We start from the raw sequence: 18171 nt of genomic DNA, 5'->3' as shown, positions 1-18171 counted from the left end.
TAGAGGAAAGTGAAGAGAGTTTGTGAAGTGAGAATGGAATGTGAAGGAGATGGTGGATAGTGAAGAGGGTTTGTGAAGTGAGAATGGAATGTGAAAGAGATGGTGGAAAGTGAAGAGAGTTTGTGGGTGAGGATGAAACGTGAAAGAGATAGAGGATAGTGAAGAGGGTTTGTGAAGTGAGAATGGAATGTGAAAGAGAGATGGAGGAAAGTGAAGAGAGTTTGTGAAGTGAGAATGGAATGTGAAGGAGATGGAGGATAGTGAAGAGGGTTTGTGAAGTGAGAATGGAATGTGAAAGAGAGATGGAGGATAGTGAAGAGGGTTTGTGAAGTGAGAATGGAACGTGAAAGAGATGGTGGAAAGTGAAGAGAGTTTGTGGGTGAGGATGGAACGTGAAAGAGATGGAGGATAGTGAAGAGCGTTTGTGAAGTGAGGATGGAACGTGAAAGAGATGGAGGATAGTGAAGAGCGTCTGTGAAGTGAGAATGGAACGTGAAAGAGATAATGCCAGTGTTTTTGAATCAGTGAACAATGAAACGTGCAGATCGAACAAGTGTGGAAGATCATAACCTATGCTAACAAACGAGCTTGTCATTTTTAGAAGCTTATAGAAACTAGTGAACTTATGTGAGAGTGCGTCATCCCGGCCCCTGTGCAAATGCAGGAAGGAGGAACAGGAAAGGGGGCCAGGGCATGATTCAAAAGAAATTTAGAAGATTTTAAAAATTAATAAGAAGCAAAGGAATTTAATGAATTCATGGATTCAAGAAAATTCATGGAGATCTAAGAAATTCATGGATTCATGGAGATTTAAGGAATTCATGGAGATTTAAGGAAATTAAAAAAATAAAACAACTTATACAATTAACTAATAACCGTGCTTTTTTCATAACCGATTCATCCAGGCCCCACGTGACTTAGATTATGTACGACGGAGTGGGGCAACGGATGGGTCAATTTCACACCACCAATACCATATCAGGATAACCTTTTTTACACCCTCAAAATAAAAATGACTATTCTGATCCCTAACTGAATCGATCATGATTGGAAAATTTCCTAATTTAACGGAAAATTCCATGAATGCTCGATTTTAAGATTTTTATAGTTGAAGACGACAAATGGTATGGTAACCTGTTACAACACTACCTCAGTCAAAACCCCGATTACGAAGCAACCCTAATCGGCTCAGGTAAGGAATGCCTGGCCCAATTGCACCGAAAACCTGATCTGATCACTATCGACTTTGGGCTTCCCGACATGAACGGCGAAGAGCTATACCGTAAGATAAAGCAGGCTCAACCAAACGTTCCGGTCATCATCATCAGCGCCCAGGAAAAGATCACGACAGCTGTAGACCTCCTGAAGATGGGTGCAGAAGATTATCTCGTCAAGGATGAAAACACCCAGCAATTACTCTGGAAAGCCATCATCCGCCTCCGGGAAAATCAATCCTTAAAGAATGAGATCACACAGTTAAAAGCGGAATTAAAAACCCGGTACGACTACTCCACCTCCATCGTGGGCAAAAGTCCTGCCCTACAGGCTGTATTCCGACTGATCGATAAGGCCGCTGGCTCTATGATCAACGTATCTATCACCGGCGAAACCGGTACGGGTAAAGAACTGGTCGCCAAAGCTGTCCATTACAATTCTGCCCGTAGCGGACATCCGTACGTAGCTGTGAACATGGCCGCCATTCCAAGGGAATTGGTAGAAAGTGAATTGTTCGGTTACGAGAAAGGTGCTTTTACAGGGGCACAGAACCGTAAAATCGGCCGTTTTGAAGAAGCGAATGGTGGTACCTTATTCCTGGACGAAATCGGGGAAATGGACCTGAATATCCAAAGTAAACTACTCAGAGTACTCCAGGAAAAAGAACTGATCCGACTGGGAGGTAACAGTAAAATCAAACTGGACTTCCGCCTCGTTGTGGCTACCCACAAAAACCTGGCTGATGAAGTAAAAAAAGGGAACTTCAGGGAAGATCTCTACTATCGTATCGTAGGTCTGCCCATCGCACTTCCACCCCTCAGGGACAGGAAAGACGACCTTTTACTGCTTACCCAGTTCTTCCTTTCTAATTACTGTAAGGAAAATAGAATTCCTGAACTCAAGGTTTCCCCCTCTTCCCGGGAAAAACTCCTCTCCTACAATTATCCTGGTAATATCCGTGAATTGAAATCTGTGATAGAACTGGCAGCCGTAATGTCGGAAAACAACATGATTGAGCCGGATGACATCACCTTCCTCTCCGGCAATAACCATGATGTAGATACTGTACTGAATACGGAATTAACGCTCAGGGAGTATACCAGGCTGATTATCCGGAACTATCTGAAACGGTACAACGATAATGTACTACTGGTAGCAGAGAAACTGGACATTGGCAAATCAACTATTTACAAAATGTTACAGACCGGCGAGATAGAAGGCGCCTGAGTTTAACAACCTACAATCAATATGGGCGCGAATCATGCACTATATTCTTATAACTATCTGTACAAAATATCGGATAATCAAGCGTTCATCCATAAGATGATCTCCCTGTTCATCAACTCAGTGGCAGAATATACGGGTGACCTGCAACAGTTGCAGGTGACAAAGGTATTGCATGACCTGAAAAGGACTGTACATAAGTTAAAGCCCAGTGTGCTGAGTATGGAGGTAGCGGGGGCTAAAGAAATTATATCAAAACTGGAAGAAGCAGAAAAATGGAATGAGGAAGTTGACAAGTTAGTGGAACAGCTGAAAGAGATCTTTCAGCAGATAAAACCCATGATGGAAGAAGATCTTGAGCAACTAAAGATATAAAAAAGGCGTCCTCCCATTCGGGAAGACGCCAGGCAAAAAATAGACTAATTAAAAAGCCTTATCAATATTATTTGGTAGCATCTCTCAGCTCTTTGATTTTATCATGAGAGCGTCTTAAGGTCTGCTTTTGCTCACTCACCATTTCTCTCAGGTAAGCAGGCAACTCTTCCTCTTCTAATGCACTATCATAAGCTTTCTGCGCTGCATCTTCTCCTCTTTCACAATTCGCCAGTACTGTATGACGGTCATGACCGGTAAATACAGCCTTGATATCCATCCATGCACGGTAAATTTTACCACTGGTAGTTGTGGATGTTTCCATATCACCACCTAATGCATTTACTTCTGTACCTAAAGCCAGTCTGATTTCATGGCTCTCGCTGATCATGGAGGAGAACAATGCTTTCAGGTCATTATCTTCCTGTTTCAGTTCTTGTAACGCTTTTTCATAACCGTCAATCCGGTCATTGTTGATTTGTACCAGATCATTCAGGATCTCTATGGTTTCCAATGTAGCTTGCATAAAATACTTTTTATTGGTTAACAGATATGACCGTTACCGGTCGTTCTATTTTCTAATACCATAGAAAAACTATGCCATGATGCGGAAATTGCTATAAATAAGGGTTTGATGGTCAGGCCATAAAAGCCGAAGGCAACAAGGGCAGGAAGCTAATCATCAGTTTGGGTAAATAAGCCGACGTGCTCAGGAATTCGATCAGTCAGATTAACTTAAAAAACTTTTGAAAATAATGATCAATCCGGTCCTGAATGATTCGGTTATGTTTCTGAAATTCTAACAAATAAAATGTTATTTTCTTCCATCACTCCTGGTCTGCCAATTAATTAAACACAACACTTTTTATTGATTTGCTACCGGCTGCTTCACCGCCTGTCTCGCCAATAACTTCCATTGACTTCCCTCCTTCGCCCACACCAGCAATACATGCAAATGTACATTGCCCGGCTTGCCATTATCATTTGTAGCGGCCGCCAGGTTATGTCTTACTATCGCGGTATTCCCACTAACTACAATTGTCTGATCACTCAGTTCTATCGATAAAAAGTCTGAATGTCCACTTACTATATTATCTACAAACGTAGCCTTATCCTCTATCTTCCCACCAGAATGTCCGTAAGTCAGCTTTGCATCAACCAGTTTCTCTAACGTGGCTTTGTCCGCGTCTACCATCGCCTTCCGCAATAACTCTACCTGCGCAGCTACCGCTTTTTCCTCTTTAGATTGGGCAAATGAAATCATAGTCATACTACAAAAAATGACCAGGAAACAATACAATTTAGTTTTCATAAAACGTCATTATGGTTATGTGATATAATATACTATTTTCTTACGGCAAATGCTACACGATAAAACTCATACCCTTTTTCTGTCCTTGCCGGCATGTATTGACGACGGTATTCTACCGCACTATTATCTTCCAGTAATTCTAATTCAAACTGCTGTAAATATTTCCGCAAAATACCTGGTTTCCAGCCAAATGTCCATTGCTCTTCCAGCCGTGCTACATCATAGAGCAACTTCTCTCCTCCATAATAGGTATGGGGTTCCCGCAATACTTTTTCATCTACATAGGTAAAGATTACAAAGGAGCCTACGGGAAACTTTTCTATAAACCGAAATGTAGCAGCAATGGCTTCTTCCTGCAGGTAATTCGTCACTCCTTCCCATATAAATACCGTTGGCAGGGAAGCGTTGAGTGACAGGTCATCCAATCCTTTTTCATTGAAATCAAGCTGCAGGTATTGTACATGGGGGGTGAGGGTCCCCAACTTCTCTTTTTTTACAGCCGATGTATTCGGATGGTCTATTTCTATCACGGGCAGCAGGCGCAGAAAATCCAGGCGCAATGCCCTCGTATCGAAACCGGCACCCAAAATGACCACTTGTTGTATCCCCTGGTTCACAGCTTGTTGCACCAGTTCATCGATATACCTGGTTCGGGCTATGCCAGAGGAATACGCACCGGGGATCCTTTTTTGAATAATACGCTGGATCATCCGGCGGATAGGAGGAATTACGGATAATCGGGTGGCTATCTGAAAAACACGGTCAAGGAAGTTGATGGCATAAGGATCGTAGACCAGTTTATCATGTGGTCGCTGGGTTTCAAGCGCCCGGAACAAAGCCATATACTGGGCGGTCCGACTGGCGGAGAGTTTTTTCATAACGGCGTTGAATGTTGTGCTTTGATCTAAAGATATAAAAAAACGCAGAAAGGGTTACGGAATGTAACCCTTTCTGCGCTTTAATACTTTTAAAAGTCAGCTTAGTTAAGCAGGAACTTCTTCTTTACTTAATCTTTAAGTTAAATTAATTCAGCATATGCTCTGCTTCCACAAATGCTTCGAAGGCCTCAAACGTCCACGCCTGATAATCTTCTAAGCTTATACCTAATCGCTCATCGCGCTGTATTTCTTTATCATCCCTGGAATCCCAATAACCATTTGCGAGTGATTGAACATTATCAGTCGTTTCAACTGACACTTCATTATACTCTTCGGGATAGCTTCTGTAGTTTCCCATGGCCAGCTCCTGAATGGAATGCTTTACACCTTCTTTGTTATTCTTAGACATGGTATCTGTTTTTGGTTCACAGAACGAAAAACAACAACCATTCCGCTATGCCGGAATCCAGGGTATCTTAAGATAATTTTAACTTATTTTTTAGATTTTCTTGCATCCACTATGCCATTAAATGTAATAGGCTGGCGGTTGTTGCCAATTACCTGCAGTGAAGAATATCCTGATGAAGTGACATTGAGTATTAGCTGACTGGCTTCCTGTGTATCCTTTGGTTTGATCACAATGGTCCATCCTCCTTTTTTCTTTTCTGTCACCTTATAATCAAATTTAGTAGAGGTAAATTGTATGCCTCCCCTGGAAGGATCCATCGGTGCTGTATATGCACGGCCAAAATACGGCAGATAACTGATCACAGAGTCTTTCGTTACTGTCAGGTCATACTGGCCATTCAACTGTCTGTCCGGCGAAGGGCCGGCAGGTATTGAAGACTGAGCAATAAATACATATGACTGGTTATTAATCAGGTTGGTGATGGCAGCTTTCTTTTCGTCGCTTTTGGATTGTGCTGAAGTGAGGCCGGGCAGGGATATAGCCAGAGACACAAGGCCGGCTATTATAATATTTTTCATAAAATGTTATTTATTTCAATAGCTGCGAATATCATTCCATAAATAAATTGTGAGTAGAAAATCATACTATCACATTTTCGTGTTATAACATATTAACTTTGCATCCCCGACCTTTGTAGCCACTACTGAGGGACGATCAACTAAACTAATAAAGACTCACACTTGCGAAATGTATTGGCTCGACTTAGCAACTTATGGGAGAAGCTAGTGGGAGACCCGGCAGCGTTTTCGCTGGAGAACCGTGCTTTCAACTCCATCAGTGTCATTACCCTGGCACTCTTAACAGTACTATTACCATTCAATATGTGGCTGGGACTGACCGCGGTATGGATTATTGTACTGGTTTTACTGTTTTTACAGGTTTTCTTCTTTTGGTTGTCCCGGTTTAAGGGGCTTTACAGTGTAAGCATGCTGGCCTATGTGATTGTTAGTTATATCACATTGACGGCTACTTATTACCTGAACTCCGGCAGTCATGGGCCCGCACTCCTGTTGTTTTTCCTCACATTTAACCTCCTGATTGCATTCAGTCCCCGTAACCGGCACTGGATATGGGCATCCCTGCATTTGCTGATACCCATTGCCCTACTCACCAAAGAATACCTGCAACCCAGCTGGATCGCGGATATTTATCAGAGTGCGCAGAACAGGTTTATTGACCTGGCTTCCAGCTACTTTGTGACCCTGACCTGCACCTTCCTGATCACTAATTACCTGCGGAACAATTATAACAGGGAGAAGAAGAAGGCGGAAGACAGGGCGGATAAAATCGATATTCAGAATGTCAACCTGGAACAACTGAACCAGAAAAAGGATAAGCTCTTCTCTATCATCGCACATGACCTGCAAAGTCCCTTAAATTCGATTATTACGACCCTGCACCTCATTGCAGAATACGAATTGTCACAGGATGAACGTAAAATGCTGGGCGATGAACTGCTGACCATGACCAAGAATACCTCCAATATGCTGACAAACCTGCTTACATGGAGTAAAATGCAAATGGATGGTCGTGGGGTACGGTTATCACCAGTACATGTATACGAAGTGGTGCAACGGGTATTGGCTATTCAACAGATCCTGGCAGATAAAAAATCAGTGACGCTGACTTCCAAAATTGATCCTGCCGTGTATGTAACGGCAGATAATAATATGCTGGAACTGATTATCCGGAACCTGGTGAATAATGCGATTAAGTTTACGCCTAATAACGGCCAGGTGAAGATCAGCCTGTTGGTAAAAGATGGTATTTGCCAGCTGATGGTGGCGGATAATGGCATCGGTATTGAAAGTTCACATAAGGAGGAGATCTTTTCTTTGAAGACGCAGTCTACTTTTGGAACGAATAATGAGAAAGGGATTGGGCTTGGATTGGTGCTTTGTAAGGAGCTGCAGTCCTTACAGCATGGGGAGCTTTGGTTTGAAAGTTTGCCGGGGAAAGGAACGACTTTTTATGCGACGATACCTGTGGCGGATCCGGCGGCAGATGGGAGGATAACGGCGTAAAGGGGAAGAGGTGTAAGGGAAAGGATGCGTAAAGGAAACATCCGGCTAAAAAGACATTTCCATACAGAAAACATATTCGAAAATGAAAATTGTCAAAATAAGAACAGCGGAGCAACCACCCCGCTGTTCTTCACTAAAAATCACTTATCCCACCAGAGTTCATCCGCCAGCGAACTCACTGCCGGCACATTCGCTGCATTCCTACTGGTTTCTGATGCAGGATAACTCACCCTCCTGATAAATGTGGTTAAGAGCGCATTCGCCGGTAAATTGAAATTCTTATATTGATAATCATATCTCCGTGCATCTGTCCAGCATTCAGGCTGCAGGAACATCGCCACGTATTTCTCTTTAAACAACAACTCCTTTGAATAAGCAGGTAATTGAGACAGGTAGTACGCCTTGTCTGTAGCAGACACGCCCACCTTATCCATATTCGCACCTATACCATCCAGATACGCCTGATACGACTTTGCAGGATCGGTATTAAAATAGGCTTCTGCTGCTATAAACCGGGCCTCTGCATACGTCAGCAATAATAGAGGCGCCCCTGATTTAGAATAGTACCCATTTACTGACAGGTAGCACTGCCCTTTGTCCGTACCGGAGCCTACACGCCCTGCACCATTAACAGTCCCCCTGTAATCACCATATTTAGTTGTATCTGTGATCAATGGCAATCGGGGATCGAATATCCCATATGTAGTGCCATTCAGGGCATTGATAAAAGTCGCACTCAGCCACCCATCGAGATTGCCACTGGCATTATTGACGGCTACGCCGTTCCATAGACTAAGACTTTCAAACCGGGTGATGGCGGCATCATCACTATTGCTGGTATAGCCGCTATCAAGTGCTGAGAGGATGGCTGCAGGATCGTATTCAGCCTGTTTGCTCAGGCGGTTTAGTAACCGCGCTTTGAGTGTATAGGCAGTCTTGATCCAACCTGCTACCGAACCACTATGCACCAGGTCGTTTTCTGCATCGAGGGTAATCAGCGGATCTGCCTGTTTGAGGGAGGCAATCCCTTTTTCTATCAATAATAAACAACTGTCGTAAATCGCCTCTCCTTTGTCGTAAGCAGGTGTGAGATAAGTAGCTCCCTGCCATGCCTGTGAGTAAGGAGCGTCTCCCCAGAGACCTGTGAGCATGCCCATGTTGTAAGCTTCCAGTATCTGGCCTACCCCCATGTGCTGCCAGGCATTCTTCTCTACGGCAAGCGCTTCCATCTGGCGTACATCCTCTATCGTGAGGTAGATGTTTTTCCAGGTAGTACTGGCATCAATATCATCATACACATCCGTACTACTACTGGCATTGGGAGAGGCCAGCTGCTGTACATAATAAGACGTGATATTACCTACATTGAATACGTTTACACCGGTCTGGTAAGTGACTTCTGACAATAACCCATTGATGGGTGGGTTCGTGGTTTGATTTGGGTTCGTCTGGTTCACATCCAGGTAGCCTTTGGAACAACCTGCTATGGCGGCCAGCAGGATAATATATATGCGTTTCATGACTTTAAAATTGAAGGTTTACACTAAACAGGAAACTACGGGTAGCAGGATAAGTAAACCCTGCAAAGCTATCAGCACCATTACTACTGGCAGAGGCGGAGCTGGTTTCAGGATCGAAACCCGTATACTTTGTATGCAACCAGAGGTTATTCCCTGTGAATGACACTGTCGCACCCGAAATGGTATGGGTAGGTTTTAGCCAGCCAGCAGGCAATGTGTACGATAACCCTGCGGATCGTAACCGTAACCACGAAGCATTTTCAATGAACTTTTCACTGGCCCCACGATAGTAATTACGATAATAACCGGCCCCATAATCCACCCCATCAGGCCCCGTACTCTGACCTAAATAAACGGCTTTTGAATTCTGTGTTCCATCTGCCAGCACATCATCAAATACAATCGTCTGGTTCCTGTTCTCCGTGATCTTTGATTCCCCAAAGGCAGCGAGGAAGTTGGATAGCTGGTTGTATTTATAGGCACCCTGACGAACATCGAGTAACAATGAAAGTGTAAAATTCTTATACCTGAAAGTCTGTAGTGTGCTCCCCATCCATTTTGGCAAAGTACTACCCAGGTACCGCTGATTAGTGACATCATCCAACACGGGGAAACCATTCGCACCAATGAGCAATGGGAGGTCTTTGCGCAGGGTCACACCATCATCATCATCTTTAGCATAATACCGTTTGTAACTACGACCATACAGCGCACCATAGGCCATACCGGGTACCAGCTTGCTGGTAACGGTTGAACTGAGGTAACCATACTGACTCGAAATTACGATCTCTTTCAACTCTGCGCCCTGTTGCTCATTCAGTTTGATCACCCTGTTCCTATTCGTAGAAAAATTGATCTTAAAATCCCAGCTAAAGTCTTTCTTACGTACTGGCATAGCCGTTACTATTACTTCCAAACCCTTGTTATTAATCTCGCCCGCATTTACATAAGCCTGATCATAACCGGTAGCATTTGATACATACACAGGCACCAGCAGGTCTTTGCTCTTTTGCTGATAAGCATTTACTTCCAATCCCAGGCGATTATCGAGAAAACGCAGTTCCGTACCGACTTCGCTGGTATTCGTAAATTCAGGACGAAGATTGGTATTGCCCAATGTTCTGCTTTGATAAAAAGGTACAGTAGTTCCAATAGGATCACCTGTCTCAAAACCATTGGTAATCGCATATGCATCACCATCTTTGCCTATCTGTGCATAGGAAATTTTCAGTTTTCCATAACTCCACCAATCAGGTAATGGGAACATATCAGAGAAAATATAGCTAAGGCTGGCACTTGGATAAAAGTAACTTCTGTTCTCGCGGGATAAGGTCGATGTCAGGTCATTACGACCGGTGAGTTCCAGGAAGAGCAGGTTCTTCCAACCCAGGGTGAGGTCTCCAAAATAGCCGTAGTTGCGGTAGTCGAGGATATAAGAATCTCCTTTCACTCGCTTGGCATTGCCTAATAAAAAAAGATCCGGCACCACCAGTGTATCTCCTTCCACACTACTTCTGCGTACCCGTTGGTCGCGAAGATCGTGACCGAGTTTAAAGTCAACAGAGAATTTCTCTTTGAAGGTCTTAGTGAAATTCGCCATGATGGTAGAAGTGAGGTTACGACTGCGCAGGTTGTATTCATCAATGAAACCGTATTCGTTGTCATCGAGGTTAGGTGCTTCATCTACCACGCCCAGTGGCCCGGGAGCGGTATGCGTACGGCCATCGGTGTAGAAGTCATTTCCAAAGCGATAAGAGAAATTCAACCAGTCAACCGGCTTATAGGTGATGTAGGCACTTGCGATCGCCCTGTTTACATTATCCCTGAATTTATTGGTAGAGAGTGTGTAAATGGGATTGTTCGTACCGCTGCTGTAAGTTTGTTGGGTACCATCTTCTTTCTTATAATCTTTCATATTCCACCGGGGCGCCCAGTAGATGATCTGTTCGCCATAGCGATCGGAGTTGACCCTATTACCACCGGAGTTGATATAATTGAGAGACGCTCCGGCGGTGACCTTGTTACTGATCTTAAAGGTAGCATTCAGGCGGGCGTTGTAACTGGTATAGTCACTAAATGGGATCACACCATTCTGTTTGAAATAGGAGACCGATCCCATGACCTGCGCCGCCTCTGTACCGCCGCCTACGCTCACCGTATGCCGGGTTTGCATGCCGGTTCGGAAAGCCTGTTTATAATTATTAAAGAGCGAAGCCGGATGGGTAGGATCTTCCTGCCTGGCTTCGGCCACGGTGGGGCCCCAGGTGGGCCAGAAGCTGGTAGCGTCGTATACGCCAAGGTAGCCCTGCGTGTAGGTAGATTGCACTTCAGGGATCTTATTCACCTGGTCAAAGCCATACATGCCATTGTAAGATACCCGGACCTTACCGGCTTTTGCTGATTTGGTAGTAATGATGATCGCACCATTTGCTGCGCGGATGCCATAGAGGGCAGTAGCCGCACCACCACGAAGTACAGATATGTTGTCAATATCATCGGGGTTGATGTCGGAAGCACGGTTACTCATACCACGCGTTTCTGCACCACCGGTGGTGTAGGTGCTGTTGTCTATTTCCACCCCGTCGATGATAAAGAGGGGTTGGTTGTTTCTATCACCAGCGAGGGAGTTGATACCCCGAATGATGATACGGGCACTCTGGCCGGGGCCGCCGCCGGTACTGGTAATCTGTACGCCCGCTACTTTACCTTGCAGCGCATTGACTACATTCGGTTGGTGGTTTACATTCAGGTCTGCATTGTCTACCTGCTGGATCGTGTAGCCAAGTGCGCGTTTTTCTTTTTTGACACCGAAGGCGGTGACAACTACTTCACCCAGGTCTTTCTGAGAGGGCAGCATGACAACATCGACGGCAGACTGAGCACCGACCGGGATTTCCTGTGTGGAGTAGCCTACGTAGCTAAAAATAAGTGTGGCGTTGTTGTTTTTCAGGGTAATGGAGTAAGAGCCGGAAGCATCAGTGTAGGCGTGATTTTGGGTGCTCTTTTCGATGATGACGACTCTTTCCAGGGGTTGTTTATTATCTCCGGCAGTGACGGTACCGTGTACGGATTTTCCTTGCTGCGCAAGGGAAATCGAGGTGATACTTAGCAATGATGCAAGCATCAACCATGACAATAATTGCATAAGTTGAGTTTTAGGTGAACAAAGTGACTGTACAGATTATTGAGTTAGACAAATCTTCCTTTGAGTGATTGATTCTGGTTTCTCTGTTTTAAATGTAGGAAAATATATTGTACAAACAAACGCTGCTACCTTCGGCAGCAGCGTTTGTTTGTGGGCAGGGCCTGCGGCCTGCAATAAGGCGGGAAGCCTTTGTACCGGGAAGGTTTGCCCCGAAAAGTTTTTTATTATGAATGTTGTGCTATTTTAATCTGTGGTATGGAAAATAATTATTTCCACTCTCCGGTTTTTCCTTCTTCCTTCTAATGTCTTATTATCCGCCACCGGCTGGGTTTCGCCCGCCCCGCTAATCTGGCGGATGTCATCTCCTACGCCGTACTGCTGCATATAAGAAGCTACGGCATTTGCTCTACGTAATGATAAAGTATAATTATAATCGTCATTACCTGCATTATCTGTATGCCCTGTCACCTGCAATTGCACACTTCCATCCGTAGGTATTTTTTTCATCAAACTATCAAGTGCTGCATGCAATGCCGGATTGAGTTCACTACTATTAAATTTGAACAATATATCTGGTATTACCAGTGTATCAGGTGGGGGGACCGGCTTCTTCACTACCAACACCGGCGGCGCTACATGACACAAGATCATTTCTACCCGATTATTATCTGCCTCAGTTGTATCATATCGCGGATTGCGCTTCCCCTCTCCCCTTATCTGAAAATCATCAAAACTATAGCCTTCATTATATACAAGATAAGTAGCTACGGCCTTTGCCTTATCATAGGAAATAATTTTATTGTACTCCTCCGATGCTGCCTGCCATGCATGGCCGACCAACTGGATCCGCATAGTCGTATCCCCTTTATAATTCTTCAATGCTTCGTTGATAGGCTGGCGATACCGTTCATTAATCGTGGTATGATCCTGGTTAAATAAATCATCTTTCAATATCAATGTATCACATCCCTCATGACTCCCATTGAGTGTATGCAGGACAGGTCTGCCCGGGGTCAAAGCTTCCGGGATAGAATGCCTGTGATGTTCTGCATATAAAGCAGCCCGGGTAGCAGCGGTGTCTTCGCATAACGGCAATTGCTCATTGACAGGTGTAATGCTGATACTATCTATTAATACCTGTGCATTGGTATAACCGGAAAATCCATTTTTACGAACAGGTGCTTTGAAATTCCCTACTACCAGGTGGGTTGCATTACTGGTAGCGACATAGGTCTTCTCCAATATATACCAGGGCATTTTGGTATGCCACAGTTTTTTTTGCTGATCCGCTTCATTCAGTTCTACGCTGACAGGTTGTGACAAACAACCTGTATTCTCATTAAAGATAAAAGCCGTATCAAACCGAAGTCCGATACGCAACGGATAATTTTCCGTATTCATATACACCCTGATCTTATACGCCTGTCCCTTTTGCAACGCACACAGCAACCGGGTTTGTATATACACCCTTGCATCCGGATTCTCCACCGGCCCTTCCTGCAACAGGGATACATAGTGCTGCCCCTGCAAAGCGGCGCCATTACAGAGATACTTCATCTTGATCATCTCTGGTGCAACAGCCATCCACCCGCAGGGAGCGCAGGGCGCTATGTATTCCGTGCAGATATTTACTTCTTCAAAACTCGCATTCGGCACTATATTCTGTGCCCTAAGCAGGTTTGTACAGTAACAGAATAATATAATCAGTAAGCTTATTTTCATTCAGCCACAATTTCCAATACTTTGCTGGATAACGGCTCATTCCCGGATACATTGATACCCGCTTTCATGAGATAATCGCCCGAAAATATCTTATTGTTTTCATATAAATGAGATTCTTCGCCGGGCTTCAGGTTGATTTCCGTCACCCTGTATTGCCTGTGTGGATCCAATCCCTGCAATTTTACAGGTGCAAAGTTTTCACCAAAACGGGTATGCAGGTTATAAGCGAATAAGACTGATTTTGATTGCGCAGCATCCACATACATCAACACGGCCCTATTCTCCTTATAGGGAGAGATCAAACGATACAGATCGCCATGCGCCAGTACCGGCTGCAAACGTTTATAGTTTGCCACGGCCTGCTGACTAAATGTCCATTCATCTCCCGTGAATTTATCCAGGTTAATATCATAGCCCAGTCTGCCCATCATCGCCACATCTGTACGGAACTTCAGGGATTGCTTACCCCATGAGGTAACGTGGTCGGCTACAGTAAATGAGGGGAAGAAATAAGAATAACCCCACTGTATAAATACCCTTTCAAACGGATCTGTATTATCACTTGCCCAGAACTCTGTAAAGTAAGGCAACGCTCCATAATCAACCCTTCCACCACCACCGGAGCACAGCATGATCGCTAAGTGCGGATACTTGCTACGGATACGTTTCAGCACCTGGTACAAACTGCGGGTATATTCAATATATAGTCCTCCCTGGTTGTCTTTCAAATAAGGAGAATACGCATTTGTGATCATACGGTTACAATCCCACTTGATGTAGGCAATACCCGGGTTGGCAGTCATCATGTTGTCAACGATGCCATATACAAAATCCTGTACTTTAGGATTTACCAGGTCCAATACCAACTGGTTACGGAAGTAATCTTCACTTCTGTTAGGCAGCTTAAGTATCCAGTCAGGATGCTGGTGATACAGATCGCTGGCAGGATTCACCATTTCTGGTTCCAGCCAGATACCAAATTTCACCTTTTTCTCTTCCGCAGTTTTTACCAGGTAACCCAGTCCATGCGGCAGTTTAGCCTTCATTTCCTGCCAGTCGCCCAGGCCTGCATTATCCGCATTACGAGGGTACTTATTACCAAACCACCCGTCATCCAACAAAAACAGATCAGCCCCTAATTTATTGGCATCGTCAAACAAAGCAGAGAGCTTTTCTTCATTGAAATCAAAACCAGTCGCCTCCCAGTTGTTCAGCAATACGGTACGTGGTTTATCGCCATCAATTACACCATACCTGGCACCCCAGCGATGGAAGTTGTGAGTGATAGCAGCACGGCCATTATCGCTATAGGAAAATATAAATGCAGGCGTTTCAAAATTCTGGTCAGGTTGTAGCTTATATTGAGAAGCATAGGTGTTCATACCTGAAATAACCCGAAGCATATTCAACTCATCGACTTCAAAAGCAAAGCGGAAATTGCCCGTCCATGCCAGCGTACCTGCCATTACAGCGCCATGCGTTTCAGTAGAAGGTTCATCTAAAGAAACAAAATAGAAAGGCATCTGGTACATATCTGCACGGGTACCCAGTTTGGAATCAAGGATCTTGATACCACTGGTCAGTTCGTTTTCATCCATCTTCATTTCTTCGGCCCAGTCACCATGGAAGTTGGTAAGGTAGTATTTATGTGCATTGAAGTGCAGGATGCTGGATGCGAAATTTGCCAGGACAACGGCCCCTTTTTCCTTATGACTGATCTCTGTCCATACCTTAAAGATGTCTTCTTTAGCATAGGTATTGACATGTAGTAATACGGTAAACGGATATTTCGGATCACGCAGGGTGATGGTGGTCGCAGTTATATTGTCATCTGTTTTTACCGTGTTATGGTCAATGTACAAAAGTTCCAGCGAAGGGTTGCCATCCGCATGGGTGACCTGTATAGCAGGTTCAAACAGGTTGTTTGTGCCAGCGGGTGTATAAGCCTCCCAACGCTCTACAGGACGAAGCTGTTCTCCGCCATCTGCGAGTTTGGGACCAAAGTATTTCTGTAATAATCTTCCTTTGCCATCTACTTCAAAATCCAGTTGTAAATGACTGGTACTGGTAGAGAATCGTTCCTGCGCCAGCAAATGCGTGACGGGTAAGCAGCAAAATAGCGTAAAGGCAATAGCGACCTGTTTAATCATAACGTAAAATGGTTAATTAGCGGGTTAAGCTATTACTTTTTTTCAAATTTTACTAACCATTTATCAGTGAGCAGGCCGGCAGCGGTATTCCCTGTAGCATTGAGCAGGGTAGCGGCATTTTGCGAAAAAGAAGGGTGCAAAGTTGCTTTCATATTGGTAATGCGGGCATTAAACCTACTCCTGGCCATCTGGACCTTGGAGGGCGTTGCTGATAACGGAAGCAGGTCTATTCAAGGGTTATATTTCCTAAAATACGGATTTCCTACTATAGATGTAGGCTGTTTGGGATAAATTGGCCTGTGACTTGTACAAAACCATGGAATCACAGCCTCTTTCATAATAGTTTTTTCCTTTAACTGTTAAACATTAACTTTGGGGGTACTGATATTTTTATAGAGTACTGACAAAAATGTAAGTAATGAGAAAAGAAAGCTCTACTAATACATTGAACAGGAATAAAATCAGCAACAACTGCGGCATGGCGTATACGCTGGATGTAATAGGCGGCCGATGGAAACCGACTATCCTGTGGAGCCTGCTCAATGGCAAGCTGCGGTATAGTGAACTGAAAAAATCTATTCCCGATGTATCTGAAAGAATCCTGGTCCTGCAGTTGAGAGAACTGGAAAAAGACGGACTAATCAATCGACTGGTTTATGCCGAAGTGCCGCCAAGAGTAGAATACGAGCTCACTAAAGACGGTGCCTCACTCCAACCTATGTTACAGATCATATCTGAATGGGGGGATGTGCATAGACCTCACAAAACAAAAGTTTAAAAATTAAGACACGCAATAATGAGCTTAGAAATATTTTTTACCATCTTTTTGGTGCTGCTGAACGGGTTTTTCGTTGCTGCAGAATTTGCTATCGTAAAGGTCCGATCCTCGCAGATAGAAGTAAACTCAGGTCGCAATAAAACAGTATCCAAGATAGCCAAAGACATGCTGAATAACCTTGACGGCTATCTGGCAGCTACCCAGTTAGGTATTACCCTCGCTTCTCTGGGCCTTGGCTGGGTTGGTGAAAAGGTGATGACTGAAATGATCATCAATCTCTTTACTTCGCTGGGTCTGAAACCAGATGTAGGTATCGCTCAAAAAGTAGCCATCGGCTGTGCATTCCTCGCTATCACCATTCTACATATCGTATTTGGCGAGCTGGCTCCCAAATCTCTCGCTATCCGCAAACCAGTGCCGACTACTTTTACAGTGGCAGTGCCGCTGAAATTGTTCTATGTCATTTTCCGTCCTTTCATCTGGATCCTGAATGGCCTGGCCAATGTGATCCTCCGTATCATTGGTATCACCCCCGTTCATGAAAATGAAGACATACACACGGAAGAGGAACTCCGTGTGATCATTGCTGAAAGCCACCAGGGCGGTGTGATTGAAGAAACAGAGAAAGCCCTGATTCAAAACGTATTTAACCTGGGCGACCGCCATGTATCTACCCTCATGACCCCACGAAATGAGGTGATCTGGCTGGATATCCAGGATAGCCCGGAAATAAACAAGGCTAAGATCCTGAAACATAAACATACCATGTACCCGCTGGCTAACGGCGACCTGGATCACACTACCGGCTTTGTTTACAGCAAAGACCTGCTCAGCGATAATTTCAACGCTGCCATCAATAACCTGTCCGCCCTGAGCCGCAAACTGCTGGTGGTGACGGTTCACAACCGTACTTACCAGCTACTGGAACTCTATAAAAGAGAGCGCATTTACCAGGCCATGGTCGTTGACGAATTTGGTTCTATCAAAGGTCTCGTCACCATCAACGACATCGTAGATGCACTGGTAGGTGATATCTCTGAAACAAATGAATTTGAATACGAAGTGATCCGCCATGAAGATGGCAGTATGCTGGTAGACGGACAGCTGCCATTCGTGGAATTCCTGGAACTAATCGGTCTAGATGCCGACCAGCAAAGAGTGAATGTAACTAACTTTGTAACCCTGGGTGGTTTTATCCTCGACAAACTGGGTAAAATACCTCAGAGTGGCGATAGCCTGAAATGGAAAAACCTGAAAATGGAAGTGGTGAAGATGGACCAGCACCGTATTGCCAAGGTGCATATCTGCAATATTGAAAACGATTCTAAAGAGGAAGAGGAATAACATACAACTTAATATACT

Annotated in this window: 14 protein-coding genes; 5 read left to right on the top strand and 9 right to left on the bottom strand. The window is 44.4% G+C overall.

Features of this window, described 5'->3' with window-relative positions; all coding sequences use genetic code 11:
- The first annotated feature begins 1083 nt into the window (after window positions 1–1083).
- Together SIO70_RS20525 and SIO70_RS20520 are read left to right on the top strand one after the other, a co-directional pair.
- Window positions 1084–2442, top strand: a complete 1359-nt coding sequence (locus SIO70_RS20525; protein ID WP_320573868.1) for a sigma-54 dependent transcriptional regulator — start codon at window positions 1084–1086, stop codon at window positions 2440–2442.
- A 21-nt stretch (window positions 2443–2463) separates the two neighbouring features.
- The gene (locus SIO70_RS20520; protein ID WP_320573867.1) at window positions 2464–2814 is read left to right on the top strand and encodes an Hpt domain-containing protein; all 351 of its coding nucleotides are present in this window, start codon (window positions 2464–2466) and stop codon (window positions 2812–2814) included.
- A gap of 67 nt (window positions 2815–2881) precedes the next feature.
- Here SIO70_RS20520 and SIO70_RS20515 read toward each other — a convergent pair whose 3' ends face one another.
- From SIO70_RS20515 to SIO70_RS20495, 5 genes are all read right to left on the bottom strand, one after another.
- The gene (locus SIO70_RS20515) at window positions 2882–3337 is read right to left on the bottom strand and encodes a PA2169 family four-helix-bundle protein (protein WP_320573865.1); all 456 of its coding nucleotides are present in this window, start codon (window positions 3335–3337) and stop codon (window positions 2882–2884) included.
- Between the two features lie 339 nt (window positions 3338–3676).
- Window positions 3677–4123 carry a nuclear transport factor 2 family protein gene (locus SIO70_RS20510; protein ID WP_320573863.1) on the bottom strand — a complete coding sequence of 149 codons (447 nt, stop codon included), beginning with the start codon at window positions 4121–4123 and terminating at the stop codon, window positions 3677–3679.
- A 32-nt stretch (window positions 4124–4155) separates the two neighbouring features.
- A complete protein-coding gene (locus tag SIO70_RS20505) occupies window positions 4156–5001 on the bottom strand; it encodes an SAM-dependent methyltransferase (protein WP_320573861.1) in 846 nt (281 codons plus the stop codon).
- A 145-nt stretch (window positions 5002–5146) separates the two neighbouring features.
- Window positions 5147–5410 carry a hypothetical protein gene (locus SIO70_RS20500; RefSeq protein WP_320573860.1) on the bottom strand — a complete coding sequence of 88 codons (264 nt, stop codon included), beginning with the start codon at window positions 5408–5410 and terminating at the stop codon, window positions 5147–5149.
- An 83-nt stretch (window positions 5411–5493) separates the two neighbouring features.
- Entirely contained in the window at window positions 5494–5988 is a 495-nt protein-coding gene (locus SIO70_RS20495; protein ID WP_320573856.1) for a DUF4251 domain-containing protein, read from the bottom strand.
- 162 nt (window positions 5989–6150) lie between these two features.
- On the opposite strand from SIO70_RS20495, the gene SIO70_RS20490 reads away from it, so the two are divergent.
- The gene (locus SIO70_RS20490; RefSeq protein ID WP_320573855.1) at window positions 6151–7494 is read left to right on the top strand and encodes a HAMP domain-containing sensor histidine kinase; all 1344 of its coding nucleotides are present in this window, start codon (window positions 6151–6153) and stop codon (window positions 7492–7494) included.
- A 140-nt stretch (window positions 7495–7634) separates the two neighbouring features.
- On the opposite strand, the gene SIO70_RS20485 is transcribed toward SIO70_RS20490, so the two are convergent.
- From SIO70_RS20485 to SIO70_RS20470, 4 genes are all read right to left on the bottom strand, one after another.
- Window positions 7635–9014, bottom strand: a complete 1380-nt coding sequence (locus SIO70_RS20485) for a SusD/RagB family nutrient-binding outer membrane lipoprotein (RefSeq protein WP_320573854.1) — start codon at window positions 9012–9014, stop codon at window positions 7635–7637.
- 4 nt (window positions 9015–9018) lie between these two features.
- Window positions 9019–12159 carry a SusC/RagA family TonB-linked outer membrane protein gene (locus SIO70_RS20480; RefSeq protein WP_320573853.1) on the bottom strand — a complete coding sequence of 1047 codons (3141 nt, stop codon included), beginning with the start codon at window positions 12157–12159 and terminating at the stop codon, window positions 9019–9021.
- A gap of 243 nt (window positions 12160–12402) precedes the next feature.
- On the bottom strand, window positions 12403–13881 hold the full coding sequence (locus SIO70_RS20475; protein WP_320573852.1) for an OmpA family protein: 1479 nt from the start codon (window positions 13879–13881) through the stop codon (window positions 12403–12405).
- Window positions 13878–16031: an alpha-galactosidase gene (locus SIO70_RS20470; protein ID WP_320573850.1), complete on the bottom strand. Its 2154-nt coding sequence runs from the start codon at window positions 16029–16031 to the stop codon at window positions 13878–13880. The genes SIO70_RS20475 and SIO70_RS20470 overlap by 4 nt, the downstream gene beginning before the upstream one ends.
- 418 nt (window positions 16032–16449) lie before the next feature.
- On the opposite strand from SIO70_RS20470, the gene SIO70_RS20465 reads away from it, so the two are divergent.
- Both SIO70_RS20465 and SIO70_RS20460 read left to right on the top strand, forming a co-directional pair.
- Window positions 16450–16809: a helix-turn-helix domain-containing protein gene (locus SIO70_RS20465; protein ID WP_320573848.1), complete on the top strand. Its 360-nt coding sequence runs from the start codon at window positions 16450–16452 to the stop codon at window positions 16807–16809.
- An 18-nt stretch (window positions 16810–16827) separates the two neighbouring features.
- Window positions 16828–18153, top strand: coding sequence for a hemolysin family protein (locus SIO70_RS20460; RefSeq protein ID WP_320573846.1), 1326 nt, complete (start codon window positions 16828–16830; stop codon window positions 18151–18153).
- The last annotated feature ends 18 nt before the right edge of the window (window positions 18154–18171 follow it).

The sequence above is a fragment of the Chitinophaga sancti genome, assembly GCF_034087045.1.
In the GTDB taxonomy this organism is placed as follows: Bacteria; Bacteroidota; Bacteroidia; order Chitinophagales; family Chitinophagaceae; genus Chitinophaga; species Chitinophaga sancti_B.
The sequence above is the reverse complement of the archived record's forward strand: the minus strand, read 5'-3'. Positions and strand labels throughout refer to the sequence as shown.

Coding starts and splice junctions, on each gene's coding strand:
- SIO70_RS20525 (WP_320573868.1), top strand. CDS start 1,084: ATGCTCGATTTTAAGATTTTTATAGTTGAAGACGACAAATGGTATGGT.
- SIO70_RS20520 (WP_320573867.1), top strand. CDS start 2,464: ATGGGCGCGAATCATGCACTATATTCTTATAACTATCTGTACAAAATA.
- SIO70_RS20515 (WP_320573865.1), bottom strand. CDS start 3,337: ATGCAAGCTACATTGGAAACCATAGAGATCCTGAATGATCTGGTACAA.
- SIO70_RS20510 (WP_320573863.1), bottom strand. CDS start 4,123: ATGAAAACTAAATTGTATTGTTTCCTGGTCATTTTTTGTAGTATGACT.
- SIO70_RS20505 (WP_320573861.1), bottom strand. CDS start 5,001: ATGAAAAAACTCTCCGCCAGTCGGACCGCCCAGTATATGGCTTTGTTC.
- SIO70_RS20500 (WP_320573860.1), bottom strand. CDS start 5,410: ATGTCTAAGAATAACAAAGAAGGTGTAAAGCATTCCATTCAGGAGCTG.
- SIO70_RS20495 (WP_320573856.1), bottom strand. CDS start 5,988: ATGAAAAATATTATAATAGCCGGCCTTGTGTCTCTGGCTATATCCCTG.
- SIO70_RS20485 (WP_320573854.1), bottom strand. CDS start 9,014: ATGAAACGCATATATATTATCCTGCTGGCCGCCATAGCAGGTTGTTCC.
- SIO70_RS20480 (WP_320573853.1), bottom strand. CDS start 12,159: ATGCAATTATTGTCATGGTTGATGCTTGCATCATTGCTAAGTATCACC.
- SIO70_RS20475 (WP_320573852.1), bottom strand. CDS start 13,881: ATGAAAATAAGCTTACTGATTATATTATTCTGTTACTGTACAAACCTG.
- SIO70_RS20470 (WP_320573850.1), bottom strand. CDS start 16,031: ATGATTAAACAGGTCGCTATTGCCTTTACGCTATTTTGCTGCTTACCC.
- SIO70_RS20465 (WP_320573848.1), top strand. CDS start 16,450: ATGAGAAAAGAAAGCTCTACTAATACATTGAACAGGAATAAAATCAGC.
- SIO70_RS20460 (WP_320573846.1), top strand. CDS start 16,828: ATGAGCTTAGAAATATTTTTTACCATCTTTTTGGTGCTGCTGAACGGG.